Here is a 22,640-nt window from a genome sequence, read left to right as displayed (position 1 = left end):
TTTCTTTAATAAAAACAATCCGGTGTTAGATGCTACAATCCCAGGAACCGGAACACTATAACCCTGGGAAACGAAAGTAATGCCGTTTGATATCACCGCTGTCGTCAACATCATGGGGCTTTCTGCCGTTGCCGTGTTTGCTGTGTCAGGTGCACTGGATGCCGCCCGTCAGAAGATGGATATTCTCGGCTTTATGCTGATCGGCACGGCAACGGGGCTGGGCGGCGGCACTCTTCGCGATCTGGTGCTGGGCAATCTGCCGGTACTCTGGATTCGCGAGCCGATCTGGATCATCGTCTGTCTGGTGGCCTCCGCTGTCACCTACTTTATCGCGCCTAAACTGGCGTCACTGTCGCGGGCATTGATCTGGATGGATGCGATCGGTATTGCGCTGTTTGCGGTGGTAGGCACTAAGATCGGACTCGATTTTGGCACCTCCCCTCTGATTGCGGTGTGTATGGGGGTGATGACCGGCAGCTTTGGCGGTATCGCCCGGGATCTGCTGTGTGGCAGCAACCTGACGCTGATGAATGAGGAGTTGTATATCACCACCATAATGGCAGGATCTGTTACCTATCTCACGCTTAATTCATTCAACCTGCCCTACAGTTACGACCTGGTGGGCGGTTTTCTGGTGGCGTTTACACTTCGGGCGCTGGCGATCCGGTTTAATATTAAACTGCCGAACATCTATCGCGACCGCTGACCTCTGGGTTACAAACTGTGTCGATAGGCTTAATGTAATCAAATCTATCTGCCTGGGTCACACAAATGCATGTGCAGCGTTTAGGATTCAGGCTCTCAGTTTTTTTGTCAAAATCATCCTGAATCACGTCAACCCCATTGCGGCACCATCACTCCAGCCAGCCGCTATTCAGCGACAGCCTGATCTGTGACCAATGGTAAACTTATCGTAAAACAACTCCCCTTACCCGGTTCACTGGTAACGTTAAGCTCCCCTCCGTGTTCATGGATGATGCCATAGGATATGGCTAATCCTAATCCAGTACCCTTTCCTACTGGCTTAGTAGTGTAAAACGGATCAAAAATCTTCTCTATTTTTTCCGCCGCAATACCCGTGCCGGTATCCTCCACCTCAATCGTTAACATATTATCCTTCTGAGCTGACCGCACCGTCACGCATCCCTTATCCTTAATCGCCTGACCGGCATTGAGAAACAGATTCAGAAGCACCTGATTAATCTGCCCGGGGCAGCAGTATATCAACGGTAACTCATTCAATTCAGTCCTGATTTCACAATGATACTTCAGTTCATTATTAACCACCTTAAGGGTGGTCTGAATACACTCATTCAGATCGCATTGTGAGCGGGTCGAAACCGTGTCTATATGAGAAAAGGCCCTGAGACCTTTCACTATATCCCTGACCCTCTTAGCACCTTCTATAGAGTCGCTCAGCAGGTCATCCAGATCTTCATTGATAAACTCCAGATCATATTCCTCGTACAACTTTTGAATTTTCTCCTGCTGTGCTTCCCGATCCTCCAGACTGGTCAGTGTTGCGCCCTCTTCATATGCCTGAATCACAGAACGATAGCTCTGCGTGTACTGCTTCAGTGACTGGAGATTACTCATGATAAACGCGATGGGATTATTTATTTCATGGGCCACACCCGCCGCCAGCACACCAATTGATGCCATTTTCTCAGAGTGCAATAGTTTGGCATGCGCCTCTTTAATCTCCCGTGTGGCCTGCTCCAGCTCACTATTCTTTTTTCTCAGCTCTTCGGTACGCCGCAACACCCGTTGTTCAAGTGATCGGTTCAGTTCTTTAAGGTCGTTTTCGAACCGATCCCGGCTGGCGCTCGTTTCCCTAAGGTTATCCACCATCGTATTAAAAGCGCCAGCTACATCAGCAATCTCATCATGCCCCTTGACAGGAACATGCAGATCAAGCCCTCCATCTGAAATAGTTTTAGCGGCCGAATGCAGTACTTTCAGTTGCTTTGTCAGGTAACTCCCCAACAGGAAAGAAAACAGAGCCACAAGCCCCATCTCAAGTACAGCAATCAACTCACTGCGACGTTCAGCTTCGACGAAGATTGCATTCATACTGCTAATATCGAGACCGATTTCAACCTGGCCGTAGACCTGCCCACCTTCGCGGATCTCCGCGGCGGTATCAAACACACCATCCGTTGTGGTTTCAACACTGTGATCCGCAATAAATGGCCGCGCCAAAACAGTAGGATCGCCTCCCTGAGCAACCACATTGTGATCCGGCCCCAGAACTCTGGCATAAACCAGATCGGGGTTTTTTAAGACTTCACGGACAAATGCATCCAGAGAAGCCAGATCATAGGACAACACGGCATCTTTGGTGGTAGTGGCGAACAATGTAACGGTCGTCGAAGCCCGCTTGGTCAGTGCATCGTAGTTTGTGGTACGCAGATAATTCAGTGTCATAGACACCAGCAGCAACAACAGCAACGCTTCAATACAAGCGATGCCGATTATGGTTTTTAACCTGATTGACACCTGAACCCCCTCGCTAACCGAACAAGAAACTACTGCAGCAGATCATCCAACAGTTTAATTTTCAATGCCCGTACATCATCCCAGTCACTATCCTGCGCCGTCTCTATACCCTGAAAATTAATCGCTTTCAGTAACGCACGCCCTTCCGGATCATCATTCATCGCTAGCAGTGCATTTCTAAGCTTCGCGACAGTTTCCGCGTTAATCCGAGGGTGCACCGCAATAGCATGAGGGGTATAGGTCGGCGTGCGCCATAAGACCCGCAACTGTGCTTTCACCTCAGGTGCAATATTATTAAAGGTGCGCATAACCCCACCACCGGCAACAAAAAAACCACGACTGACTCCCAGATACACGGAGTCATGGGAAGAGACATATTTCGGCGTAATATGAATGCCTTCTAACCCCATTTGGGCACGGGGAACGATACTGGCGGCAAATGCTGCCGGTGAAGGAAAGGCTAACGTTTGTCCATTCAATTCAGCAAGCTCGGTCAGTGGGCTGTCTTTTCTGACCACAACAATGCCTTGAATCCGCTTATCCTTCTGCTTTGCAAGTGCCTGATATCCGGGAACCTGATGAAAAACCGTATAATGGTAAGGGTTCATATACGCAATATCATATTCCCCCGCCAACAGACGCTTTTCAAACGTCGGGATATCATGTGCGGTACTGAAACGGATAGTCTCCCCGGTTTTTTCACTCAGGTAGTTGAAAATTGGCGTCCACAATTGAGCCAGTCGCTTGGCTGACTGTTGTGGCACTACCCCAAAGGTAAGCGTATCAGCATCAGCATCAGGAGCACTCAGACTCAGTGACAGCAGCAATGTTAGCGCATAGATAATTCTCACGACTCATCCCTCTTTAGCTCTGAATTGTCAAACTCATCAATCCATAAAAGAACCTTATCCAGTATCCCCTGAGACTGGAGCATCGAACGATCCAGTCCTGACGCCTCATCCAGCAAGCTGCCACCACGGGCCTTTGTCTCACAGGCTAACTTCACCACATAAAGACGGCACATAAGCGGTGTAATATGCTCGGCCTCTGAAGGAACATTCTGATAAATCAAGGCTTGAACAAAGTCGTTCTCAAACTCCCAAAGCGCCAGCAAATATGCTCCGGCAACATCTTCTTCGGTTGGTTGCCGCTGCCGATGATCCGGGACAAAGCGGATCGACCCTGTGCAGGTCAGCAATGCGCCGACATTGTGCAACAATCCCAGAGTGAATGATTTCTCGACCTCTTGTTTACTACAGCCACAGGCAATGCTCAGTTGCCGGGACAACAAGGCAAGCATCATTGATCGCTGTAATAACTGATTGCGTTGTGTCTCATCAATTGCCGGACACTGTCTGAATACCCCGTGACAAAGCACTACATTCTTGATGATTTCAAAACCCAGCCGCATAACGGCGGAATGGATATCAGAGGCCGGCCCGGTAAAACCGAGATAGGGTGAATTCGCCAGCTGAATGATCTTTGCCAGGATTGCCGGATCCTGGCTGATGATTCTGCCAATCTCATCAACATTAACATTGTCACTCTTCAGATAATCACTCAGCTCCCGATAGACCTGCGGCAGCACCGGAATACTCTCGAGCGCACCGAGCTGTCGCCGCAGATCCTGTGACACCGGGAGACTGCGCAGACAGATGGCCCGGCGTAACAGCTGCGATAATGTGTCCATTTCAATCGGTTTTGGTATCAGGATATGCGCGACATCCGCGACTTCAAAGATCACCTCTTCAGAGATATATCCCGAAAGCATTACCCGAATAACTTCGGGTGACTCGTCACAAACCCGCCGCAGCAGATCAGCACCATCCATTTCAGGCATGCGTTTATCGGTAACGATCACCCAGGGTTCAAACTCCGCAAGTACGCTGAGCGCCTCCGTCGGCGACTGACAAAACCTCAGCTCCCAGTCGCGGCAATATGGCCTCAACCCTCTGCGCAGAGAGCTAAGAACACTGATTTCATCATCGACAAATAATACCCGGGGTGTATCCATCAAATTTCTAATTCCTGACAGTTTCCTTGATCGTTATCCGCACTAATGCTGCAGGTATTCTTTCCCGATTAACGGCTGATTTTCAAGCAACGCCCTGAACTGTCCAGCCGATACCGGCGGACTATAAAAATATCCCTGAATCTCATCGCAATTGAGAGTATTCAGGGTATCCAGCTGAGCCTGAGTCTCAACCCCTTCGGCAACTACCGACATACCCAGGTCATGCGACAACTGGATAACATTTCTCACCAGATCCAGGCGTTCTCTGCTCTGTGGCAGCTCTTTTACGAAGGAACGGTCAATCTTCAGAGTATCTATTGGTAATCGGTTCAGATAATTAAGCGATGAGTACCCGGTACCAAAATCATCAATAGACAGTTTAATCCCCAGTGCTTTCAACTCATTAAGCAGTTTCACGCTGTTATCAATATCCTGTATCAGGAAGGTTTCGGTAATTTCCAGTTCCAGATCGGTCGGCTCTATACCGGATACATCCAGGATATGTTTAATTTTATCAGCCAGCATTGCCTGATGCAGTTGACGGCCGGACAGATTCACGGAGAGCAAAAACGGAGGCACCCCTTCTCGTTGCCAGCACTTACGTTGCGCACTGGCGGTCGCCAAAACCCACTCACCGATCGGCTCAATCAGGCCACTGGTCTCAGCCAGAGGAATAAACGTTTCAGGAGAGATCATCCCCAACGAATCATGCTTCCAGCGTAACAGAGACTCCGCCCCGACAATAAGCCCGGTTCTCAGCGAAATCTTAGGCTGATACACCACCGATAATTGATCTTTATCCAGCGCCTGGTACAGGTCGCTACGCAGCAACATCAGCCCACGACTATTAGCGTTCATCGCTGGCTGGTAACGGGGAAACTGCCGGGCACCCGATTGCTTATCATTATAGAGAGCGGCCTGAGCATTACGTATTAACGATTCCGGGGTTTCACCATCATCGGGACTCAGCGCATATCCAGCACTGAAGGAGATGTGCAATTCTCGCCCGGCAATACTTTGTAACTGCTCAAATGGTTGCAACAGAGCGTCAACAATATTCTGTGTTTCCGTTGCGGAATAAGCCGCGGGAATCAGCAGCACAAACTCATCACCGCCCATATGCCCAAGCTCACCGGATTCAGGGGTATTCTGCAACATCGTGTTTGCCAGCGAAACCAGCAGTTGATCTGCCACCTCGTACCCCAGACTATCGTTATAGCTACGGAACATATTGACGTCCAGATAAACCGCCGTTGTCTCGACACCACTCTCCATCCACTGCCGCAGGCGCGCCATGACTTCCCGACGAAATAACAGCTCCTCAATCCCAAGAGCTCCGCTCCTGCGTCGTAGTTTGTCCAGTTCCTGGGAATGCTGAAAGGCCCCCTTTATCTCAGCCAGCAATGTCCCCTCATCCCATGGTTTGGTGAGATACTTGTATACCGTGCCGCTGTTAAGCGCAGCGATAACTGAATCAATATCGGCATAGCCGGTCAACATAACACCGACAATATCGGAGAAGCGTTGTTTGATATTCGCCAGCAACTCCCCGCCGGTCATGTTAGGCATATGATAATCGGTAATAACCACCCTGATATGATTATTTTGCTCAAGCAAACGTAACGCTTCATCCCCGCTATTCGCAGTAACGACCTTATATCCGGCATGATGCAGTGTCCGCCTCAGTGCCCTGAGAATAGACTGTTCATCATCAATCAGTAACAACGTTCTATGCACAGTACCCCCAGCACTTTCTTTCTGACATCGATCAATTCAGTTAATCACTTGTTCGCCGGACACAATCACGGTTATAGCGGCAGTTCATTTTTTCAGCAGCTGCTGAATGCTCTTTAAAAGCTGTTCATTCTCAAAAGGTTTCTGCAACACGGCATCAGCACCAGCCGCTAATGCTTTCTCCAGACTGGCTTCACCCAGAGCCGATATGACCAGAATTTTAAGGCCCGATAGTTCGCTAGTGCTCCTGACGCATTCGATTACGCCGTAACCATCCAGACCCGGCATACTCAGATCGAGCGTCATTAACGCAGGCTTTTCTATAGACAGCATGCTTCCGGCCTGAAATCCGTCGGTCGCGATCAGTGTTTCATAGCCATTACTTCTGAGTACCCGTTGTATTGATTTTGCAACCGCTGGCTCATCATCCACGATCAATATCTGTCTGCTGATGGTTTGCTGGAGCCCAGGTGGCACAGGCATGCCATGCTCATGCAGAAAGGCGATAAAATCTTCTTCCCGAACCCGGTTATTTCCCCTGCCAGGCAATTTAAAACCCGTTAAAGCACCACGATCAATCCAGCGAATAACAGTCCGCAAGTTGACATCACAAAGCTTTGCTATTTCACCTGTCGTCAATGTTTTCATCTATATACCTACCCAAAGAGTTATCCTTGCTCCTGATAGTGACTATAGTAACAAAACATTATTCTAAGTCAAATGTGACATTTGAGACACACACTGCTAAGCTGAAGTCCGATTACGAATAATGGATTGTTTGCTACAGGTATTGAGAGAAACAGAACGCGTTACACTCTTGTCGATAAAATGGAGCCCGGCATGCAACAACACACGCCAGAACTGATACAACAACCCGTCCCTGATACCCAGTCGATCTGGAATGTTCTTTGTGTGGACGACGAAACCAATGTTTTACGGGCGCTTAAGCGTCTGCTAAATAACACTGAGTTTCAGTTTTTCCCAGCCTCCAACGCTCGCGAAGGCATGAAACTCATGCAGCAACACTCGATAGATATCGTGATTTCAGATATGCGCATGCCTGAGATTGATGGAGCAGAGTTTTTAGCTAAGATTGCCCGGGAATACCCTTCCAGCTACCGCATGCTGCTAACCGGCTATGCCGATAATGATGCCACTATTTCTGCAGTCAACGATGGGCAGATTCACCGCTATCTGCAAAAACCCTGGAACAATGAAGATCTCTTACTGACGCTATCGCAGGCGGCCGAACGCCTCTGTCTTGAGCGGGAAAAGCAACAGTTGCTGACAACGATAAAACAGCAGAACCAGACACTTCATGATCTGAACCTTGAACTCGAAGAAAGAGTTCAGTTGCGTACCCGACAAATTCGCCAGGCAATGACCAGAGTCGAGCAGGCGAACAGCCAGATCAAAACAAACCATCGTGCCACGCTGAAGGTCTTCTATAATCTTATCAGCCTCAATCCCCACCTCGGAGGCAAACAGGCTATACAGATTAGTGAATTATGCGAACTGATTGCCAGACATCTGGAATTAACACCATCTGAAGTCACCACTATCCACCTGGCAGGATTAATAAGCGAATTAGGATTACTGAGTCTGCCTGAAAAAATTCTGGCGCTCCCCTTGTGTAAGCTCAGCTCAACAGAAACAAAATTGTTTCTTGAACACCCAGTGAAAGCGTATATAGCACTGGCTCCGGCAGAAAATCTCAATGATGTTGCCGAAATAATTAAATACCAGTATGAGCAGGTCTGCGGGGCTGGCACTCCGGACGGACTTCTGGAGAATCAGATTCCCCTCGGGGCCAGAATTCTTTCTGTAGCACGCGATTACGTTCATTCAATTAATGGAAAACGATATGACATATGCAAAAGCAGCCATGACACACTTAGGCAACTAAACAGAGATTCGGGCACCATTTATGACAAGCAGATTGTTCAGTTGCTACCTGAACTTATTCCCCAGCTGGAACACAAAGCGCTGAAATCATCTGAACGCCTGGTAACAAGTATGCAGCTTGAAGCAGGCATGGAACTATCACGAAGTATCTATAATCAAAACGAGATCCTGCTTCTGCCCGCGGGGCATCGTTTTACGGCCTCGACTCTCGAACGGTTGCAATCACTGGAAAAGATCGACGGGCGGCGACATCTACCTATCTATGTTCTGGAGCAATAGGTGATAGTTAATAGAGCAAAATCAGTAACGGTTGTTGATGAACCAGGCTTTCTTAACTACCAATGAGATTCACCGGGCGTTAATTTAATAAAAGTGGCGACCTATTTCAGAACCAGACAATAATAAAGGCGGATACCCGATCCGCCTTTTATCTCTCATATTCCTGCAGCAGTCTTACCTCTCATTCAACACCGCCCCGGGGAAATGTTCCCGGAGAATGCGGTTCTGAAACTGATCATTAAAACGACAATTGATTATGATGATAAACCGTTCATAGGGCTGGTCGGCATCAAGCGGCTTAACACCACTGACACTGTGATAGATCTGATCATCACGGATATGCAGAATCTCACCCGGCGCCAGATCACCGGAGATAATCTCCTGCTCTCCCTGTTTATCGTACGACAATAAACTGGTTCCGCCGCTGACATTTTCCCGGTTAATCACCAACACACTGAGAAACTGACTACCATCTTTATGAATCCCCTGCCCCTGCAATGGGTCGGTTAAGGCGTTCCCCCGCACACCGTTTATCTGCATCAGAATCGGCTCACCGGGCTGAATATCCCAGAGCCCGGCCCAACCCTTGATAAACTCGGAGACATCGGTTCGCTGAATAAACGCATCCTCCAGGGGCGCATAATGGCGCACCTTATCCGCCATGGTATCCGCATCATTAAATGCACCGGCCTGAGCCATTGGACAATCCGGCACCACCACCGGCTCACCAGCCCGGTTCAGATAGAACCAGGACATCCGCTTCCAGCGGCTATCCACATACGGGTCCCGGGGTAGCTGTTGCAGATAAGGCAACCAGCCTTGCAGATCAATCCGGTTATGGACATCGGTTCTGCTCCAGTTACCCGTGTAGACCTCTTCATATACCCGATCCTCCCAGTACCTCCCCGGACAGGGTATTGTTGAATGAACAGGCTGCGGTGCAATATAGGGTTGAGACACACCCCTGGCGGGGTTATTTAAGACGGTTGTTTCCATAGTATTTCACTCCTGTGAGACAGAAACAGCTGCACAATGCAGCAGAAAAAATCAAAGGCCGATACACCGGGCCTTCGGTCTCTATTTGTAGCAACTTAAACATACGTTTAAAAACAACCTTCACCAATTTGTGAAAAACAGTATGGATAAAATTCAAACCCGGGTTGCCCGCTTCACGCTCAGAACCGGAACGGCCGATGACGCAGCACAGGTTATCGCCTATATGAAAAAACTGGGTGAATACCAGAAGATGCTGGATAAGATCACCGCCACCGAAGCTGATATACACCGCTTACTCAGTGAACAAAGAGGGGAAGTACTGTTTGGGGAATACGATGGCGAGACGGTTGGCTTTATCTATTTCTATCAAAACTCATCGGCGTTCACTGGCCAGACCGGGCTCTATATCGATGGCTTTTACATCGATCAGCCGTTTCAGTCACAAGGGTTAGGTAAGATTATGCTCGCCTATCTCTCTAAGCTGGCACTGGAACGGGGTTGCCAGCGACTGGAGTGGGGCTGTCTCGACTGGAACACCCCGGCTATCCACTTCTATCAACAGATGGGAGCCAACAGCGTCGATGAGATGACGATCTATCGCTTAGGCCCACAGCAGCTGGAGCAGAGTGCAGCGCAATTCTGATCTTATTTTCACAACCTGTTTTCAAGCTGAACGCTGACGAACTTTTATCATACCGATCTGTCCCTCCCTGCCAATACATCAGAAATTCTCTGTGCAAAAACTGCTTTTCGGATCAGCTTTTGCCTGGCAATCCCACGTTTCAAGACACAGCTGCCAAACGCTGATTTATGCAGTTTATCCAGGCCACCAAGCCATTTCTACTCGTGACACACAATAGTGCACATACACTTATAGTGAGATTAAATAAGTACTAATATTGTGCAAAACCAAACTTTAATTACATTATTATCATAATTTGATAAAATGTATTGTTTGACCACTTCTGTTATGTTACTTAATAGATAACCCGGATGATAAAAACGACCGAATCCAAGCCATCGTCATCATCCAGAAACACTGAAACCCTATTGAAAAAATAAATAGAAGCCTGAGGTAAAACATGAAACGCACAGTTGCAAAGATGCTTGTCGGATTATCTGTGATCGCCTTCAGCCAGAGTGTATTTGCTGAAACCCGGCTGACACTCTCCTCCTGGATGCCAAGTCAGCACCCTATGGCGGCAGAGATGATCTTCCCATGGGCCAAAGAGGTGGCCGAGGTTACCGAAGGACGGGTGACTGTCGATATTCTGGCTAAATCCCTGGGACACCCAAAAATTCATTATGATATTGCCCGCGATGGTCTGGCAGATATCACCTACAGTGCTCACGGCTATACACCGGGACGCTTCCTGCTGACCAAAGTGGCCGAGTTCCCCTTCAGCGGTAACAGTGCAGAGGCGCAGTCCGTCGCCTACTGGAGGGTTTATAACAAATACCTGGCGAAGGCCAATGAACATAAAGATGTCAAACTGCTGGGGCTGTTTACCCATGGACCCGGTGCGGTGCATAACAGTAAACACCCAATTGAAAAAGTATCAGACTTCGAAGGGCTGAAACTGCGTGTGGGAGGTGGAGTTGTTAATCAGGTGGCAACCTCCGTTGGCGCTGTTCCTCTGCTGAAACCCGCGTCAAAAGCTTACGAACTTCTGTCTCACGGTGTCGCTGACGGCACCATGAATCCACCGGATGCTCTGGTCGGCTTCAATATCGTGGATATGGTTAAAAATACCACTATCGTCCCGGGTGGCTTTTACAACATCAGCTTCTTTCTGGTGATGAATAAGGATCGCTGGAATGAGATCGATCCTAAAGATCAGGCGGCCATTGAAAGTATCTCCGGCGAAGCCTTCGCCAAACGCTGCGGTAAAGTCTGGGATCGTATCGCTCAGGAAGGTCTGGATGCCGCTAAGGCCAATGGCAACACCATAACCTATGCGGATGATGCATTCGTCGCCGACCTGAAAGCGAAAACGGCACACATTGAAAATGAATGGGTCGCTGAAGCCAGCGCCAGGGGCGTTGATGGCGCTGCGGCACTGGCAGAACTACGTGCAATTGCCAACAGTTACACGCCTGAATAAGGTTTAGGTAATCATTATGCGACTGGTACTGACAAACATCAGCAAACGATTGCTAACCGCGCTGGAGTTTTTATACGAGCGCGTACTGGCGTATATCGCTGCGGTAGCAATGTTCCTGATGATGCTGATCACTCTGGTGGATGTTGTGGGACGAGACCTGTTCTCCTTCCCTCTCCCCGGAGGTTTTGAAATAACAGAGTTTCTGTTAGCAACGCTGATATTTCTGGGTTTGCCAATGGTCACAGCGGCCAATGAACATGTTGATGTCGATCTTCTGGACTCATCGGTTCCGGCGTTTCTGAAGCCGTTGCAGACAATCATTATCTGTCTGGTGAATACCATCGCCTTTGGTGTGCTGTCGTGGATGCTCTGGAAACTGGCCATCCGCACCTATAACTACCAGGACACCACTGCGATCCTCGAGATCCCCTTTACCGGACTGGTTGTACTGATGGCCAGTTGCTGCACGCTGGCGACGGCGGCACTGGTGATGATGTTACTTGTCAGAAGGGGCAAAAAACTTTTCCGCAGCAAGACAAAGCCGGAGTATTGATACAAGATGGAAACCAGCTTAATAGGCCTTGCCGTTTTAATGTTCCTGATCTTTTTCAGGGTTCCCCTCAGTGTTGCCATGGGCACCACCGGCGTACTGGGCTTTGCCTATGTACAACTGTTTGAGTTTGGTAACTCAAGAGGGATGGATGCCGCACTTAACATGGTATCGCAGGTCTCATTTGAGACCGGATTATCCTACAGCCTATCGGTGGTTCCGCTGTTTATTCTGATGGGTAACTTTATCACCGAGGCGGGCCTTTCCAGCCAGCTTTATCGCGCATCCCATGCTTTTCTGGGACATTTCAGGGGTGGCCTGGCACTGTCTACGGTAGTGTCCTGCGGGGGCTTCTCAGCGGTCTGCGGCAGTTCAATGGCCACTGCCGCCACCATGTCGAAAGTCGCGATGCCCGAGATGCGCAAGTATAACTACGCCGACAGTTTAGCCAGTGGATCAATCGCCGCCGGCGGAACCCTGGGGATACTGATCCCCCCCAGCACCATCCTGGTGATCTACGGCATGATGACAGAAACCGATATCGGCAAACTGTTTATTGCGGGTTTACTGCCCGGTTTAATCGGCATCATCTTCTATATGGCGGCGGTATCAGTCACCGTTCACCTCAAGCCCGAGCAGGGGCCGGCAGCGGAGCGTTCAAGCTGGACTGAACGGCTGGTCGCACTGAAGGATGTCTGGGGCATATGCTTCCTGTTTTTCATCGTGATGGGGGGGATTTACAGCGGCGTCTTCACGCCGACAGAAGCGGCGGGGATCGGTGCTTCGGGAGCATTCTTTATCGCCCTGCTGCGACGTAAGCTGACGTTTAAGAGCCTGATTGACACCCTGGTAAGCTCTGTCCGTACCACGGCCATGCTGTTCTTCCTGGTTATCGGTGCGGTACTGTTTTCCAACTTCATTAATCTGGCGGGGTTGCCGGATGCCCTGAAAGATGGTGTGCTGGCGATGAATCTCAGCCCGATGCTGGTGATTCTGGCGATCATCGGTATCTATATCATTCTCGGCTGCGTGTTGGAAAGTATGTCGATGATACTGCTGACGGTGCCGGTGTTTTACCCGCTGATCTCCGCGATGGGAATGGATCTGATCTGGTTTGGCATTCTGGTGGTCGTGGTCACCGAAATCAGCCTGATCACCCCACCGGTAGGATTGAATGTCTTCGTTCTCAGAACGGTGCTTCCCGATCTGAAGCTAAGCACTATTTTCAAAGGGGTCACCCCCTTCTGGATCGCCGATATCTTCCGCCTGATTCTGATTGCACTGGTCCCAGGTGTATCCCTGTTTCTGCCCGGGATGGTCGGCTAACTCAGGCATATATACAGCGCGCCCTGTCAGCGCAAACAGGGCTGTTCCTATATCATTATAAAGGCAACACAGATGAGTATTGAGATTAGAAATATTTTATATGCTTCAGATCTGGGCGACAGCTCCAAATACGCGTTTGAGTTTGCGGCATTAGAGGCCAGTAAACATAACGCAAAAGTAACCTTCCTGAATGTCGTTGAGCCCCCTTCTCACTCAGCGGAAACCATTTTCGGCAACCTGAGTGATAAAAACGCTTTCCAGACGATGCGTCAGGAAGGCTTACAAAGAATCAAAGCACTCATCGAGCAACGCATCGATAAACTGAGTCACTCAACAGCGGTTTCGCTACAGCAAAAGCCAGAAGCCCGCATTGAGGAAGGCCATGCGGCTGAAACCATCATTGAGGTTGCCGATGAGATCGGTGCCGACCTGATTATTGTCGGCAGCCGCAGCCGGACTCACTCGACTCTGGAACGTTTCTTTGTCGGCTCAACTGCACAGAATGTGGTGCAGCTGAGTGCTATCCCCGTCTTGATTATCCCTATCCCGGTAGAGAATTGATTTTATCAGCGCGTAGCCCCGGTATCAGGGGCATTTAAAAACGCTTTCTGAAATCATTTAATAACAATTCAAGAATACAGCACTGAGCGTTTACAAAACAACCAAATCAAAAACAGCAGACTCGATACCAGGTAGCCAATATGAATGATCATATTGATCTGACTAAAAACGTTTCAGGCATAAAGATCACTCTTGCAAGTTCAAAAGTAACAAAGCCTTTTAAAGTTAACGATAGACAGATATATATCTATCTGTCATTTAATCACTCCAGAACGTTCTTCCGAATCCACTTCCTCAATCAACCATACTCTCTTTATAGTGAAAAAAGGCTGGAAGATCTCCTCCAGATAAATCATTTATCAGACAGTGTCGTGTCTATAAGCTCCACTCCTTTCAAAGATTTACTTACCCATGTAATGACACAACAAAAGAGCATCCCACAAAGAATATTAGACAGTTATGCTGACATCATACTCCACTATATTCAGAGAGAGATCTTATTTAACACAGGTTCAAAATCAAATAAGAACAGCAAAGTAACAACCATGAAAAATATTAAGAATTATATTGATCAAAACATAAAAACTAATATATCAGTGAAAAACTTAAGCAACGTTTTTTATATGAGTGAACGGTCACTCTATTATCTTTTTCAGGAGTTCGAATCAAAATCCCCCCTCGCTTATATTCAGCAACAAAAAGTAGCTCATGCATACCAGGAAATAAGCAGCAAGGCATCACACCGGAGTATTACTCAGATTGCCATAGACTATGGTTTTTCAAACCTGGGACGCTTCGCCCAGCTTTATCGTATGCAAGTAGGGGAACTGCCCTCGACAACCCGGACAAACTTTCAGTAATCACAGTTTTCTATAGCGCAGGCAAGCCTGAGCTGAGAACGGCTTAAATACGTCTCTGGATAATCTCAGCCCTGCCCTGAGAACACCACGACTTATCTCACCGCAAGCTCCGTTACAGACATTAGCCGACCTAAAGAAAAGCAGCGATCTCGGTGAAAGATAAAAGCACGATTAAACACTCTATGCCTGTAAAATAAAAAAAGCCGGCTGTTAAACAACCGGCTAAAGCTGACAAGCAAAAAATCAGAAGATTCAAATAGCCATAAACAAGAGAGGCAAGCCAGTAAACAGCTTTCCTGCGCTTAAGCAGCTGTTGCGCTCTTACGCTCTTTCACTTTACTGCTGATATACACCACGATTGAGAGGATGGTGATGCTCAGCAACACCAGACTGATCGGCCGGGTAATGAAAATAGTCAGATCACCTTCTGATATCCCCATGGACTGTCTGAATCGCGTCAGGAAGACTGGCCCCAGAACCATGCCCAGAATAATAGGAATAGCAGGGATATCATTCTTTCTCAGCACATAGCCAACACCTGCAAAAAACAGCGCAATCAGTGCATCGCTCACCTGGTAGTTCTGGCTGTAGCTGCCAATAAAACCCAGCACCAGAATAAAGGCACCAATAAATCGCCCTCTGATACGGGTCAGATTTACCATCCATTTAGTGGCAAATGTCAGGTAGACAAAGCAGAAAATATTCATCATAAAGAGAGAGATGTAGAGGCCGGATATAAACTCAGGTCGCTCAGCAAACAGCGTCGGCCCCGGTACATAGTTATGCACCATAAACACCGCCAGCAACATGGCCATCAGCGCATCAGCGGGAATGCCAAACGCCAGCAAAGGCACCATAACCGATGCGGTCACGGCATTATTGGATGTTTCCGAGGCGATCAGACCCGCAGGGTTGCCTTTGCCGAAGGAGTCCGGATCTTTGGAAAACTTCTGTGCCAGGGTGTAGGAGAAAAACTGCGAACCAAACTCGCCAACACCGGGCAGCAATCCCATGATCACCCCCAGAAATGCGGAGCGTGCAACGGTCATCTTATTGCGCAGCAGCTCTACGATACCACTGAAGTATCCTTCCCCCTCAAGCCTGGTGACATGGGCATCATTGCCCTTTTTTGACAGCAATACAAACGCCTGAGACATGGCAAACAGACCGATAACAACCGGCACCAGCGGAATGCCACCTAACAGCCAGGTCTGGCCGAAGGTAAATACCTGAGAGTTAAATGAACGGTCGAGGCCTACCGAACCGAGAAACAGCCCAAAGCCCAGCATAATCACCGCTGCAGGCACATGTTTACGGTGGGCCAGCACCACAAACACCATCCCCAGCAGCGCCAGCATAGCAAACTCTGCTGAACCAAACTTTTGTGCCACTTTAGCCAGCACGGGCGCCAGTAACACCAGAGAGGTAACACTGATCATTCCCCCCACAAATGAGGAGGTGTACGCAATCGACAGTGCGCGTTTGCCTTCCCCCCGTTGCGCCATCGGATAACCATCGTAGGTGGTTAACACCGCCACCGGGGTGCCGGGGGTGTTCATCAGAATCGCGGGAATCGCGCCACCGTACCAGGCGCCGCCGTAAACCCCCACCAGCAACATGACCCCCGCCAGTGGCGCCATCGAAAAACTCAGGGGCAACAGTATCGCCATCACTCCGGCAGGTTCAAGACCCGGGATAGAGCCAATAGTCACCCCAATCAATGCACCTAACAAGATCGCCAGGATCACATTTAAGTTGGCAACCTCATTTAAACCCAGCAGTATACTATCCATTGCCGTTTCCAGAATTAAAGATAAGAATTTGCAAAATCTGACCAGTCAGCTGGCAAGAATTGATACAACCACACATCATCCATCCACAGGCCAATCACATATCTGAAGATAAAAACGATGGCGACAGAGACTAAGAAGGTCGCTATAAACCAGTTCCGGTTAAGCAGGCGCGATAACGCCAGCAGCAGCGAGACAAACACTAATGTCGTGAGAAAAAATCCGGTTACATTTAACAGGTGGATATAGAAATGAAAGAGAATGCTGGTGATCACCGCGACCCGATTATAGGAGAGCGCATCATACAGATACTCAGACCAGGTTTTCAGATCGATTGAAAAAAGCGCCTTAAGCTTACCAGCAAGCATCACACATGAAAAAAAAGCCATAATGCTCAGCCCGATAAGGGGACCCAGCATCGGTTGCAGAAACCACCCTTTGTGAGTATCAATAATGCTGGCCTGAGAAGGCACCAGGCAGAGTAAAACAAAGCTGATTAAGGTGACCAGAACGTAGAAAGGTATGTTCTCATCACCTGTCAGAATCATCTGCTTATCACAGAGCTGATCTTCGCTATCCGAGGCTAAATTGTTATCTTTATTTTTCATATCAATTCTCAAAGCGCCTCTCTTTCATCAGGTCAACCAGACTTCAGAGAGGCTTTACTAACTGAAAACCTATTTGTTCATATATTTGAGAAGATCTTTGCTTTGCTCGACCTCTTCAGCAATACGCTTACTGGCTTCAGCGGCTGGCTGCCAATAGATTGAGGCACCGGTGGTGTTGGCGATCTCTTTAACACGATCAGACTCAAGCGCTTTCTTCGCGATTGCAGCGATCTTGTCTTTGATCTCCTGAGGTGTACCGGCAGGCACAAACAGACCATTCCAGGTGGTCATCGGGATACCTGCAATCTCGTTCAGGGTCGGGGCATCGGGTGAAACACTGATCCGCTCTGAAGTAAACGAGGTCAGAACTTTGGCTTCACCCGACTTCAGGCACGCCAGGATTAGCTGAGTCGTGGTATTGATAACATCGGCATCACCATTTGCCAGAACGGAACAGTCGGTGGCATCAAAAGGGGCATCAGAGGAAAAATTAACCCCCAGAACCTCTGCCGCTTTGAAGGTCATCGCCGTCGGGCCTGCCTGATAACCAAAATGCCCCAGCGAGACATCATTGCTCTGTGAGTATGCTGCCAGCTCTTTCATAGAACTGTAGGGAGCATCGCCACGGGTGGCCAGCACAAACGGATAATCCAGGAAGATGCCTACTGGCTCAAAAGTACTGTGATCCCAGGGCACATTACCCGCCAGGATTTTGAATGTTAGCAGGTCATTTACAAATGAACCGATCGTCAGGCCATCGGGACGGGCTACTGCAACTTCGGACGTACCGATAACTGCACCACCGCCAGGCTTATTAACAACCGTTGCTGGCTTGCCCGTCTCTTTAGTCATCTCTTCAGCAATGATGCGGGTCAGCACATCTTCAAGATCACCTGGAGGCCATGGCACAATAAACTTAACCGGACGGGATGGATATTCTGATGCGGCCACCAATGGCGCAGCAAGCACTGAACACGCTAAGACAATGCCGGAAATCATCGTTGTTATTTTCTTCATGAAATACCTCTGTTATTTTACTTGGTGAGTTGAGATTAAGCGTTATTCACTTGTCCCTTTCAGAGGAACAATGAGAACAGGACAAACACTGTGATGGATTACTTTCTGAGCCGTTGAGCCGAGAAATATTCGTGACAATGACGAGCTTTCCCTATCCCCCATCACGATCAGATCTGCATTAAACATCCTGGCAGCTTTGACAATGCACTTATCCGGCACCCCCTGAAGAACCTGAATCGTTGGCTCATCGATCAGCTTTGCATCTTCCTCAGACAGTTCCTCATCATGAAAATCGATAAGACGCTGCTCAATACGCTGCATCCGTTCAGTGAAGATTTTAGCCAGTCTGGAACGACTCACCGATTCGGGGAGGTAATCATTGATTATCTCTTCAGTGGCACCATCAAGTGGCTCCACAACATGCAGATAAATGATTTGAGCGCTATGAGCTTTTGCCTGTTCAATCGCAGCCCTGAACGCAGGACGGCTGCCAAGACCTAAGTCAGAAGCGTATATGATCGTATTTATCTTCATATCTTAAAACCACCAAATTTCTCATAATTTGAGAATACATTCTTAATTTTAAAATATCAATACAAAAAAATAACGCTTTTCTCACATTTAATGAAAAATGATAATAACCAACTATGATTTTCAATCTGTTTGCACAACGGACGGGCGGCGGAGATTTTTATCCGGAAATGGCGCACCAAAACGAGTCACGGAGTCAATCGACCCAGATTTTCAGCAACGGCAAAATCACGGCTAAGGAAAGCAGCGAAAGGATAGTGGTGGACATAATAGCGCCGGAAGCCAGCTCAACCCGACGCTCATACTGCCGGGCAAAAATAAACACCATTGAGCCTGTTGGCAAAGAGGACATCAGGACAACAGACGCAGCCCAGAACGGCTCCAGTCCCATCAGATAAACGACCAACAAGGCAACCAGTGGGTTGAAAACAACTTTAACCAGCGTCACCCAAACCAGCCGTCCGGTCTCGCCCTGAATTTTAATACCCACCAGTGATGCGCCCATGGCAAACAGCGCCACAGGGGCTGCGGATGGCGCCAGCATCGCAAACAGATTGTTCACCGGGACAGGCAGCGGAATAGAAAAATAGGAAAACACTCCCCCGGCTATCGGGGCTATCAATACCGGATTTTTGAGAAACATCCGGGAGAACGTATTCCAGGCGTTCTGCCAGTAGGTCCCGCCGGAGCTTTTATTGCCCACCAGCGCCAGACCGATAATAAACACCATGTTGGTCGATAACGTCGCAATCACAACCGGCACGGTGCCCTTCTCACCAAACATGTAGAAAGCCAGCGGTACCCCCATATAGATGGTATTCCCCCAGCCACAGATGAGTGAGATAACGATTGCATCGAGGCTATCCCGGCTTTTCAGGCCCCGGTAGCCAAACACCCCCAGCACCATGGTAATCGTGGTGGCAATAAAATAAGCGGCAATAAAGGAGGGGTTTACTAAAGCGTCCAGGGAGACCTTAGCCATCGCCAGAAACAGCATCGGTGGTACGGCATAATTGATAATAAAATGGTTGAGCGCCTGCACAGCGCTCATCGGTATACCGCCGGATCTGCAGGCAAACCAGCCGCTAAAAACAACTGCAAACACCGGTAAAACAATATTAATGACGAGTTCCAAACACGCTCTCCAATTCGCGGTCTACCACGCCACTAAAGATGGCTGAACCTGACTGATCAGCCTTTCAGGTTGTTCAGATCGATGCCTTCCTCTTCCATAATCTGCATCGCAATACGGAAACTGTCGATCGCAGCCGGAACGCCACAATAGATCGCCACCTGCATCAGCACTTCGCGGATCTGTATTGGAGTCAGGCCGTTATTCAACGCCCCCCGGACGTGCAGCGCCAGCTCATGGGGACGGTTGAGGGCGGAGATCATTGCCAGATTAATCATGCTCCGCTCTTTTTTATCCAGCCCCTCTCGTTGCCAGACATCTCCCCAGCAATACTCAGTCACTAACTGCTGTAGCGGTTTATTAAACTCGTTAGCGTTATTGATCGAACGATCCACATAGGCGTCACCCAGGACCTCTTTTCGCAGCTTTAAACCTGCATCAAATTTCTCACTCATCACTCACCTCTGTGTAAATACAGTGCAGCTATTGATAGGACAGAACCAGTTCAGTGTCCAGCATGGTTAAACGGTAGGTTGTGCCCGGAATCATATCGATCGGTTTCGTCAGCGAACCGCTGATAAAGTGCTGCCCCGCCTTAACACCACCGTGCAGTGCCAGCAGGCTACGCACCATCCTGACAAAGGATGTCAGCGGACCGCCCAGTACACTGGCAGGCGAACCGGACAGCGTTTCAGTTGCCGTGGTCAGACTGCACTCAACCTCAGTTCCGGTCTGCCCAGGTATAAAAAGTTGCGGCTCACCTAACTGGTAAAAAGAGGCAACCGCATTATCGGCAAGAAAACCGCCGATACCAAACTTCCAGCCCAGCCGGGAATCGGCCACTTCAAACGCCGGTGCAATATAAGCAATTGCCTCGATAATCTGCTGATCGGTGTAGTCATCGCCATCAAGATCATGACCCAGAATAAACGCCAGCTCCGCTTCCAGTTTAGGTGCGATCACGGCGTCAGGGCTGAGGCGGTCACCCTCAATCAGCATATCTCTGAACAGCACACCATACACCGGCTCATCAAGCCCAAACCTATCCAGTGCAGGCTGATTCGCCATGGCAACTTTCCAGCCAGACACCTGATTACCTGCCGCCGCATTCTGCTTCATCAGTTGCCGCTGAACGCCATAACCATCATCAATGGTAAAACCATCAAACACCGTCACATCGCTGAGCGTTTGGCACTCAGCGCGGCCATGTTGGATCGCTGCAGCCGCTTGTTGATAGACAGCGTTCATCACAGACCACCCAGACAGACATATTTAATTTCCAGATAATCTTCAATGCCGTACTTCGAACCTTCACGACCGATACCGGACGATTTGATCCCCCCAAACGGCGCAACTTCATTGGAGATCAGGCCCGTGTTCACCCCCACCATGCCATACTCCAGCGCTTCGCTGACGTGGATATAGGTGGAGATGCTCTGGGTATACATATACGACGCCAGACCATATTCCGTATCGTTGGCCATCTCGATCGCGTCATCGATGCTGTCAAACTTAAACAGCGCCGCCACCGGGCCAAAGATCTCATCGGCATAAAAATCCATTGAGCGCTGCGCATCCCCCAGGACGACCGGGTTCATAAAGCGCTGCTGCTCGTCAAACTCAACATTTCGTGAGGTAATCTGTACCGCGCCTTTAGCCGTGGCATCATCGATCATCGCTTTAATCGAGCGGTAGGCTTTACGATCAATCAGCGGACCAAGCTCGGCCCCCGCAGTAGCACCATCAGCCACCACCAGCTTATCGACCGCTGCAGCCAGCTTGGCAGAAAACGCATCATACACACCGCTCTGTACCAGTATGCGGTTGGCACAGACACAGGTCTGACCGTTGTTACGGAACTTGGCGATCAGCGCCCCCTCAACCGATTTATCCAGATCAGCATCATCAAAGACGATAAACGGCGCATTGCCGCCCAGCTCCAGAGAGACTTTTTTCACATTAGCAGCGCACTGTTGCATCAGCAGCTTGCCAATATCGGTTGACCCGGTGAACGACAGTTTGCGCACGGTAGGGTTTTCACACAGCGCCGTACCGATCTCAGAAGAGCGGCCATTAATCACCTGCAATACACCTGCTGGCACCCCCGCCTCGTGGGCCAGATACGCCAGCGCAAACGCAGTCAGAGGCGTCTGCGAAGCCGGTTTGATAATGATCGGACAACCGGCAGCCAGAGCCGGCCCGGCTTTACGGGTAATCATCGCCGCCGGGAAGTTCCAAGGTGTGACGGCTGCACAGACACCGATCGGCTCTTTTCTCACGGTCAGACGGGTGCCGGGAACAACTTCAGGAATCACATCCCCGTAAGTCCGCTTCGCTTCTTCAGAAAACCATTCAATGAAAGAGGCTGCATAGGCGATCTCACCTTTTGCTTCGGGGATGGGTTTACCCTGTTCCGCCGAGAGAATCTTACCCAGGTCGTCCTGATTAGCCATAATCAGATCAAACCACCGACGTAAAATTTGCGCACGATGCTTTGCCGTTGTTTTCTTCCAGGGCTTCCAGGCTGTCGCAGCGAAACCGATGGCGGCTTCGGTCTCCTTCTGCCCCATCACAGGCACATCAATGATGACAGAATCATCTGCAGGATTAATGACATCGATGGTGTCGCCTGAATCAGCGCCGACCCATTCGCCATTGATGAAACACGAGCTCTTAAGTAGCTCAGGATTTGAAAGTGACAGCATGCAATAAACTCTTTCTTAATGGATCATG

At 49.2% G+C, this 22,640-nt stretch carries 22 protein-coding genes; 8 read left to right on the top strand and 14 right to left on the bottom strand.

The window, feature by feature from the left end; translation table 11 throughout:
• The first annotated feature begins 79 nt into the window (after nucleotides 1-79).
• Entirely contained in the window at nucleotides 80-706 is a 627-nt protein-coding gene (locus BMY09_RS13695; protein ID WP_091359312.1) for a trimeric intracellular cation channel family protein, read from the top strand.
• A 164-nt stretch (nucleotides 707-870) separates the two neighbouring features.
• On the opposite strand, the gene BMY09_RS22435 is transcribed toward BMY09_RS13695, so the two are convergent.
• From BMY09_RS22435 to BMY09_RS13670, 5 genes are all read right to left on the bottom strand, one after another.
• Complete coding sequence (locus BMY09_RS22435) at nucleotides 871-2,499, bottom strand: sensor histidine kinase (RefSeq protein ID WP_091359310.1); 1,629 nt, start codon at nucleotides 2,497-2,499, stop codon at nucleotides 871-873.
• 29 nt (nucleotides 2,500-2,528) lie between these two features.
• Nucleotides 2,529-3,344 (bottom strand): phosphate/phosphite/phosphonate ABC transporter substrate-binding protein, encoded by an 816-nt coding sequence (locus BMY09_RS13685; protein ID WP_217647447.1) that lies wholly within the window; start codon nucleotides 3,342-3,344, stop codon nucleotides 2,529-2,531.
• A 2-nt stretch (nucleotides 3,345-3,346) separates the two neighbouring features.
• On the bottom strand, nucleotides 3,347-4,513 hold the full coding sequence (locus BMY09_RS13680) for an HDOD domain-containing protein (RefSeq protein WP_091359308.1): 1,167 nt from the start codon (nucleotides 4,511-4,513) through the stop codon (nucleotides 3,347-3,349).
• Between the two features lie 42 nt (nucleotides 4,514-4,555).
• The gene (locus BMY09_RS13675; protein ID WP_091359306.1) at nucleotides 4,556-6,250 is read right to left on the bottom strand and encodes an EAL domain-containing response regulator; all 1,695 of its coding nucleotides are present in this window, start codon (nucleotides 6,248-6,250) and stop codon (nucleotides 4,556-4,558) included.
• 84 nt (nucleotides 6,251-6,334) lie between these two features.
• Entirely contained in the window at nucleotides 6,335-6,895 is a 561-nt protein-coding gene (locus BMY09_RS13670; protein ID WP_091359303.1) for a response regulator, read from the bottom strand.
• A 192-nt stretch (nucleotides 6,896-7,087) separates the two neighbouring features.
• Here BMY09_RS13670 and nosR point away from each other — a divergent pair, with 192 nt between their 5' ends.
• Nucleotides 7,088-8,431, top strand: a complete 1,344-nt coding sequence (gene nosR, locus BMY09_RS13665) for a response regulator c-di-GMP phosphodiesterase, NosR family (protein ID WP_175483540.1) — start codon at nucleotides 7,088-7,090, stop codon at nucleotides 8,429-8,431.
• A 174-nt stretch (nucleotides 8,432-8,605) separates the two neighbouring features.
• On the opposite strand, the gene BMY09_RS13660 is transcribed toward nosR, so the two are convergent.
• On the bottom strand, nucleotides 8,606-9,427 hold the full coding sequence (locus tag BMY09_RS13660; RefSeq protein WP_091359298.1) for a 2OG-Fe dioxygenase family protein: 822 nt from the start codon (nucleotides 9,425-9,427) through the stop codon (nucleotides 8,606-8,608).
• Nucleotides 9,428-9,569: 142 nt separating this feature from the next.
• Here BMY09_RS13660 and BMY09_RS13655 point away from each other — a divergent pair, with 142 nt between their 5' ends.
• The 6 genes from BMY09_RS13655 to BMY09_RS13630 all read left to right on the top strand — a co-directional run bounded on the left by BMY09_RS13655 (nucleotide 9,570) and on the right by BMY09_RS13630 (nucleotide 14,829).
• The gene (locus BMY09_RS13655; RefSeq protein ID WP_091359294.1) at nucleotides 9,570-10,070 is read left to right on the top strand and encodes a GNAT family N-acetyltransferase; all 501 of its coding nucleotides are present in this window, start codon (nucleotides 9,570-9,572) and stop codon (nucleotides 10,068-10,070) included.
• A 439-nt stretch (nucleotides 10,071-10,509) separates the two neighbouring features.
• Entirely contained in the window at nucleotides 10,510-11,532 is a 1,023-nt protein-coding gene (locus BMY09_RS13650) for a TRAP transporter substrate-binding protein (protein ID WP_091359291.1), read from the top strand.
• Nucleotides 11,533-11,548: 16 nt separating this feature from the next.
• Nucleotides 11,549-12,085 carry a TRAP transporter small permease gene (locus BMY09_RS13645; RefSeq protein WP_091359288.1) on the top strand — a complete coding sequence of 179 codons (537 nt, stop codon included), beginning with the start codon at nucleotides 11,549-11,551 and terminating at the stop codon, nucleotides 12,083-12,085.
• A 6-nt stretch (nucleotides 12,086-12,091) separates the two neighbouring features.
• A complete protein-coding gene (locus BMY09_RS13640; RefSeq protein WP_091359286.1) occupies nucleotides 12,092-13,408 on the top strand; it encodes a TRAP transporter large permease in 1,317 nt (438 codons plus the stop codon).
• Nucleotides 13,409-13,480: 72 nt separating this feature from the next.
• Nucleotides 13,481-13,969 (top strand): universal stress protein, encoded by a 489-nt coding sequence (locus tag BMY09_RS13635; protein WP_091359283.1) that lies wholly within the window; start codon nucleotides 13,481-13,483, stop codon nucleotides 13,967-13,969.
• Between the two features lie 140 nt (nucleotides 13,970-14,109).
• On the top strand, nucleotides 14,110-14,829 hold the full coding sequence (locus tag BMY09_RS13630; protein ID WP_091359282.1) for a helix-turn-helix domain-containing protein: 720 nt from the start codon (nucleotides 14,110-14,112) through the stop codon (nucleotides 14,827-14,829).
• 302 nt (nucleotides 14,830-15,131) lie between these two features.
• On the opposite strand, the gene BMY09_RS13625 is transcribed toward BMY09_RS13630, so the two are convergent.
• From BMY09_RS13625 to BMY09_RS13590, 8 genes are all read right to left on the bottom strand, one after another.
• Nucleotides 15,132-16,622, bottom strand: a complete 1,491-nt coding sequence (locus BMY09_RS13625) for a tripartite tricarboxylate transporter permease (protein ID WP_091359279.1) — start codon at nucleotides 16,620-16,622, stop codon at nucleotides 15,132-15,134.
• A gap of 14 nt (nucleotides 16,623-16,636) precedes the next feature.
• Entirely contained in the window at nucleotides 16,637-17,227 is a 591-nt protein-coding gene (locus BMY09_RS13620) for a hypothetical protein (protein WP_091359277.1), read from the bottom strand.
• Nucleotides 17,228-17,296: 69 nt separating this feature from the next.
• Entirely contained in the window at nucleotides 17,297-18,244 is a 948-nt protein-coding gene (locus BMY09_RS13615) for a tripartite tricarboxylate transporter substrate binding protein (RefSeq protein ID WP_091359273.1), read from the bottom strand.
• 42 nt (nucleotides 18,245-18,286) lie between these two features.
• Nucleotides 18,287-18,778 (bottom strand): universal stress protein, encoded by a 492-nt coding sequence (locus BMY09_RS13610; RefSeq protein WP_091359271.1) that lies wholly within the window; start codon nucleotides 18,776-18,778, stop codon nucleotides 18,287-18,289.
• Between the two features lie 193 nt (nucleotides 18,779-18,971).
• Entirely contained in the window at nucleotides 18,972-19,910 is a 939-nt protein-coding gene (locus BMY09_RS13605; protein ID WP_091359268.1) for an AEC family transporter, read from the bottom strand.
• 56 nt (nucleotides 19,911-19,966) lie between these two features.
• Nucleotides 19,967-20,362: a 4-carboxymuconolactone decarboxylase gene (gene pcaC, locus BMY09_RS13600; RefSeq protein ID WP_217647444.1), complete on the bottom strand. Its 396-nt coding sequence runs from the start codon at nucleotides 20,360-20,362 to the stop codon at nucleotides 19,967-19,969.
• A 28-nt stretch (nucleotides 20,363-20,390) separates the two neighbouring features.
• Nucleotides 20,391-21,155, bottom strand: coding sequence for a 2-keto-4-pentenoate hydratase (locus tag BMY09_RS13595; protein WP_091359262.1), 765 nt, complete (start codon nucleotides 21,153-21,155; stop codon nucleotides 20,391-20,393).
• Nucleotides 21,155-22,612 (bottom strand): NAD-dependent succinate-semialdehyde dehydrogenase, encoded by a 1,458-nt coding sequence (locus tag BMY09_RS13590; RefSeq protein WP_139203188.1) that lies wholly within the window; start codon nucleotides 22,610-22,612, stop codon nucleotides 21,155-21,157. The genes BMY09_RS13595 and BMY09_RS13590 overlap by 1 nt, the downstream gene beginning before the upstream one ends.
• Between the last annotated feature and the right edge of the window lie 28 nt (nucleotides 22,613-22,640).

This window comes from Amphritea atlantica (assembly GCF_900111095.1).
In the GTDB taxonomy this organism is placed as follows: Bacteria; Pseudomonadota; Gammaproteobacteria; order Pseudomonadales; family Balneatricaceae; genus Amphritea; species Amphritea atlantica.
The sequence above is the reverse complement of the archived record's forward strand: the minus strand, read 5'-3'. Positions and strand labels throughout refer to the sequence as shown.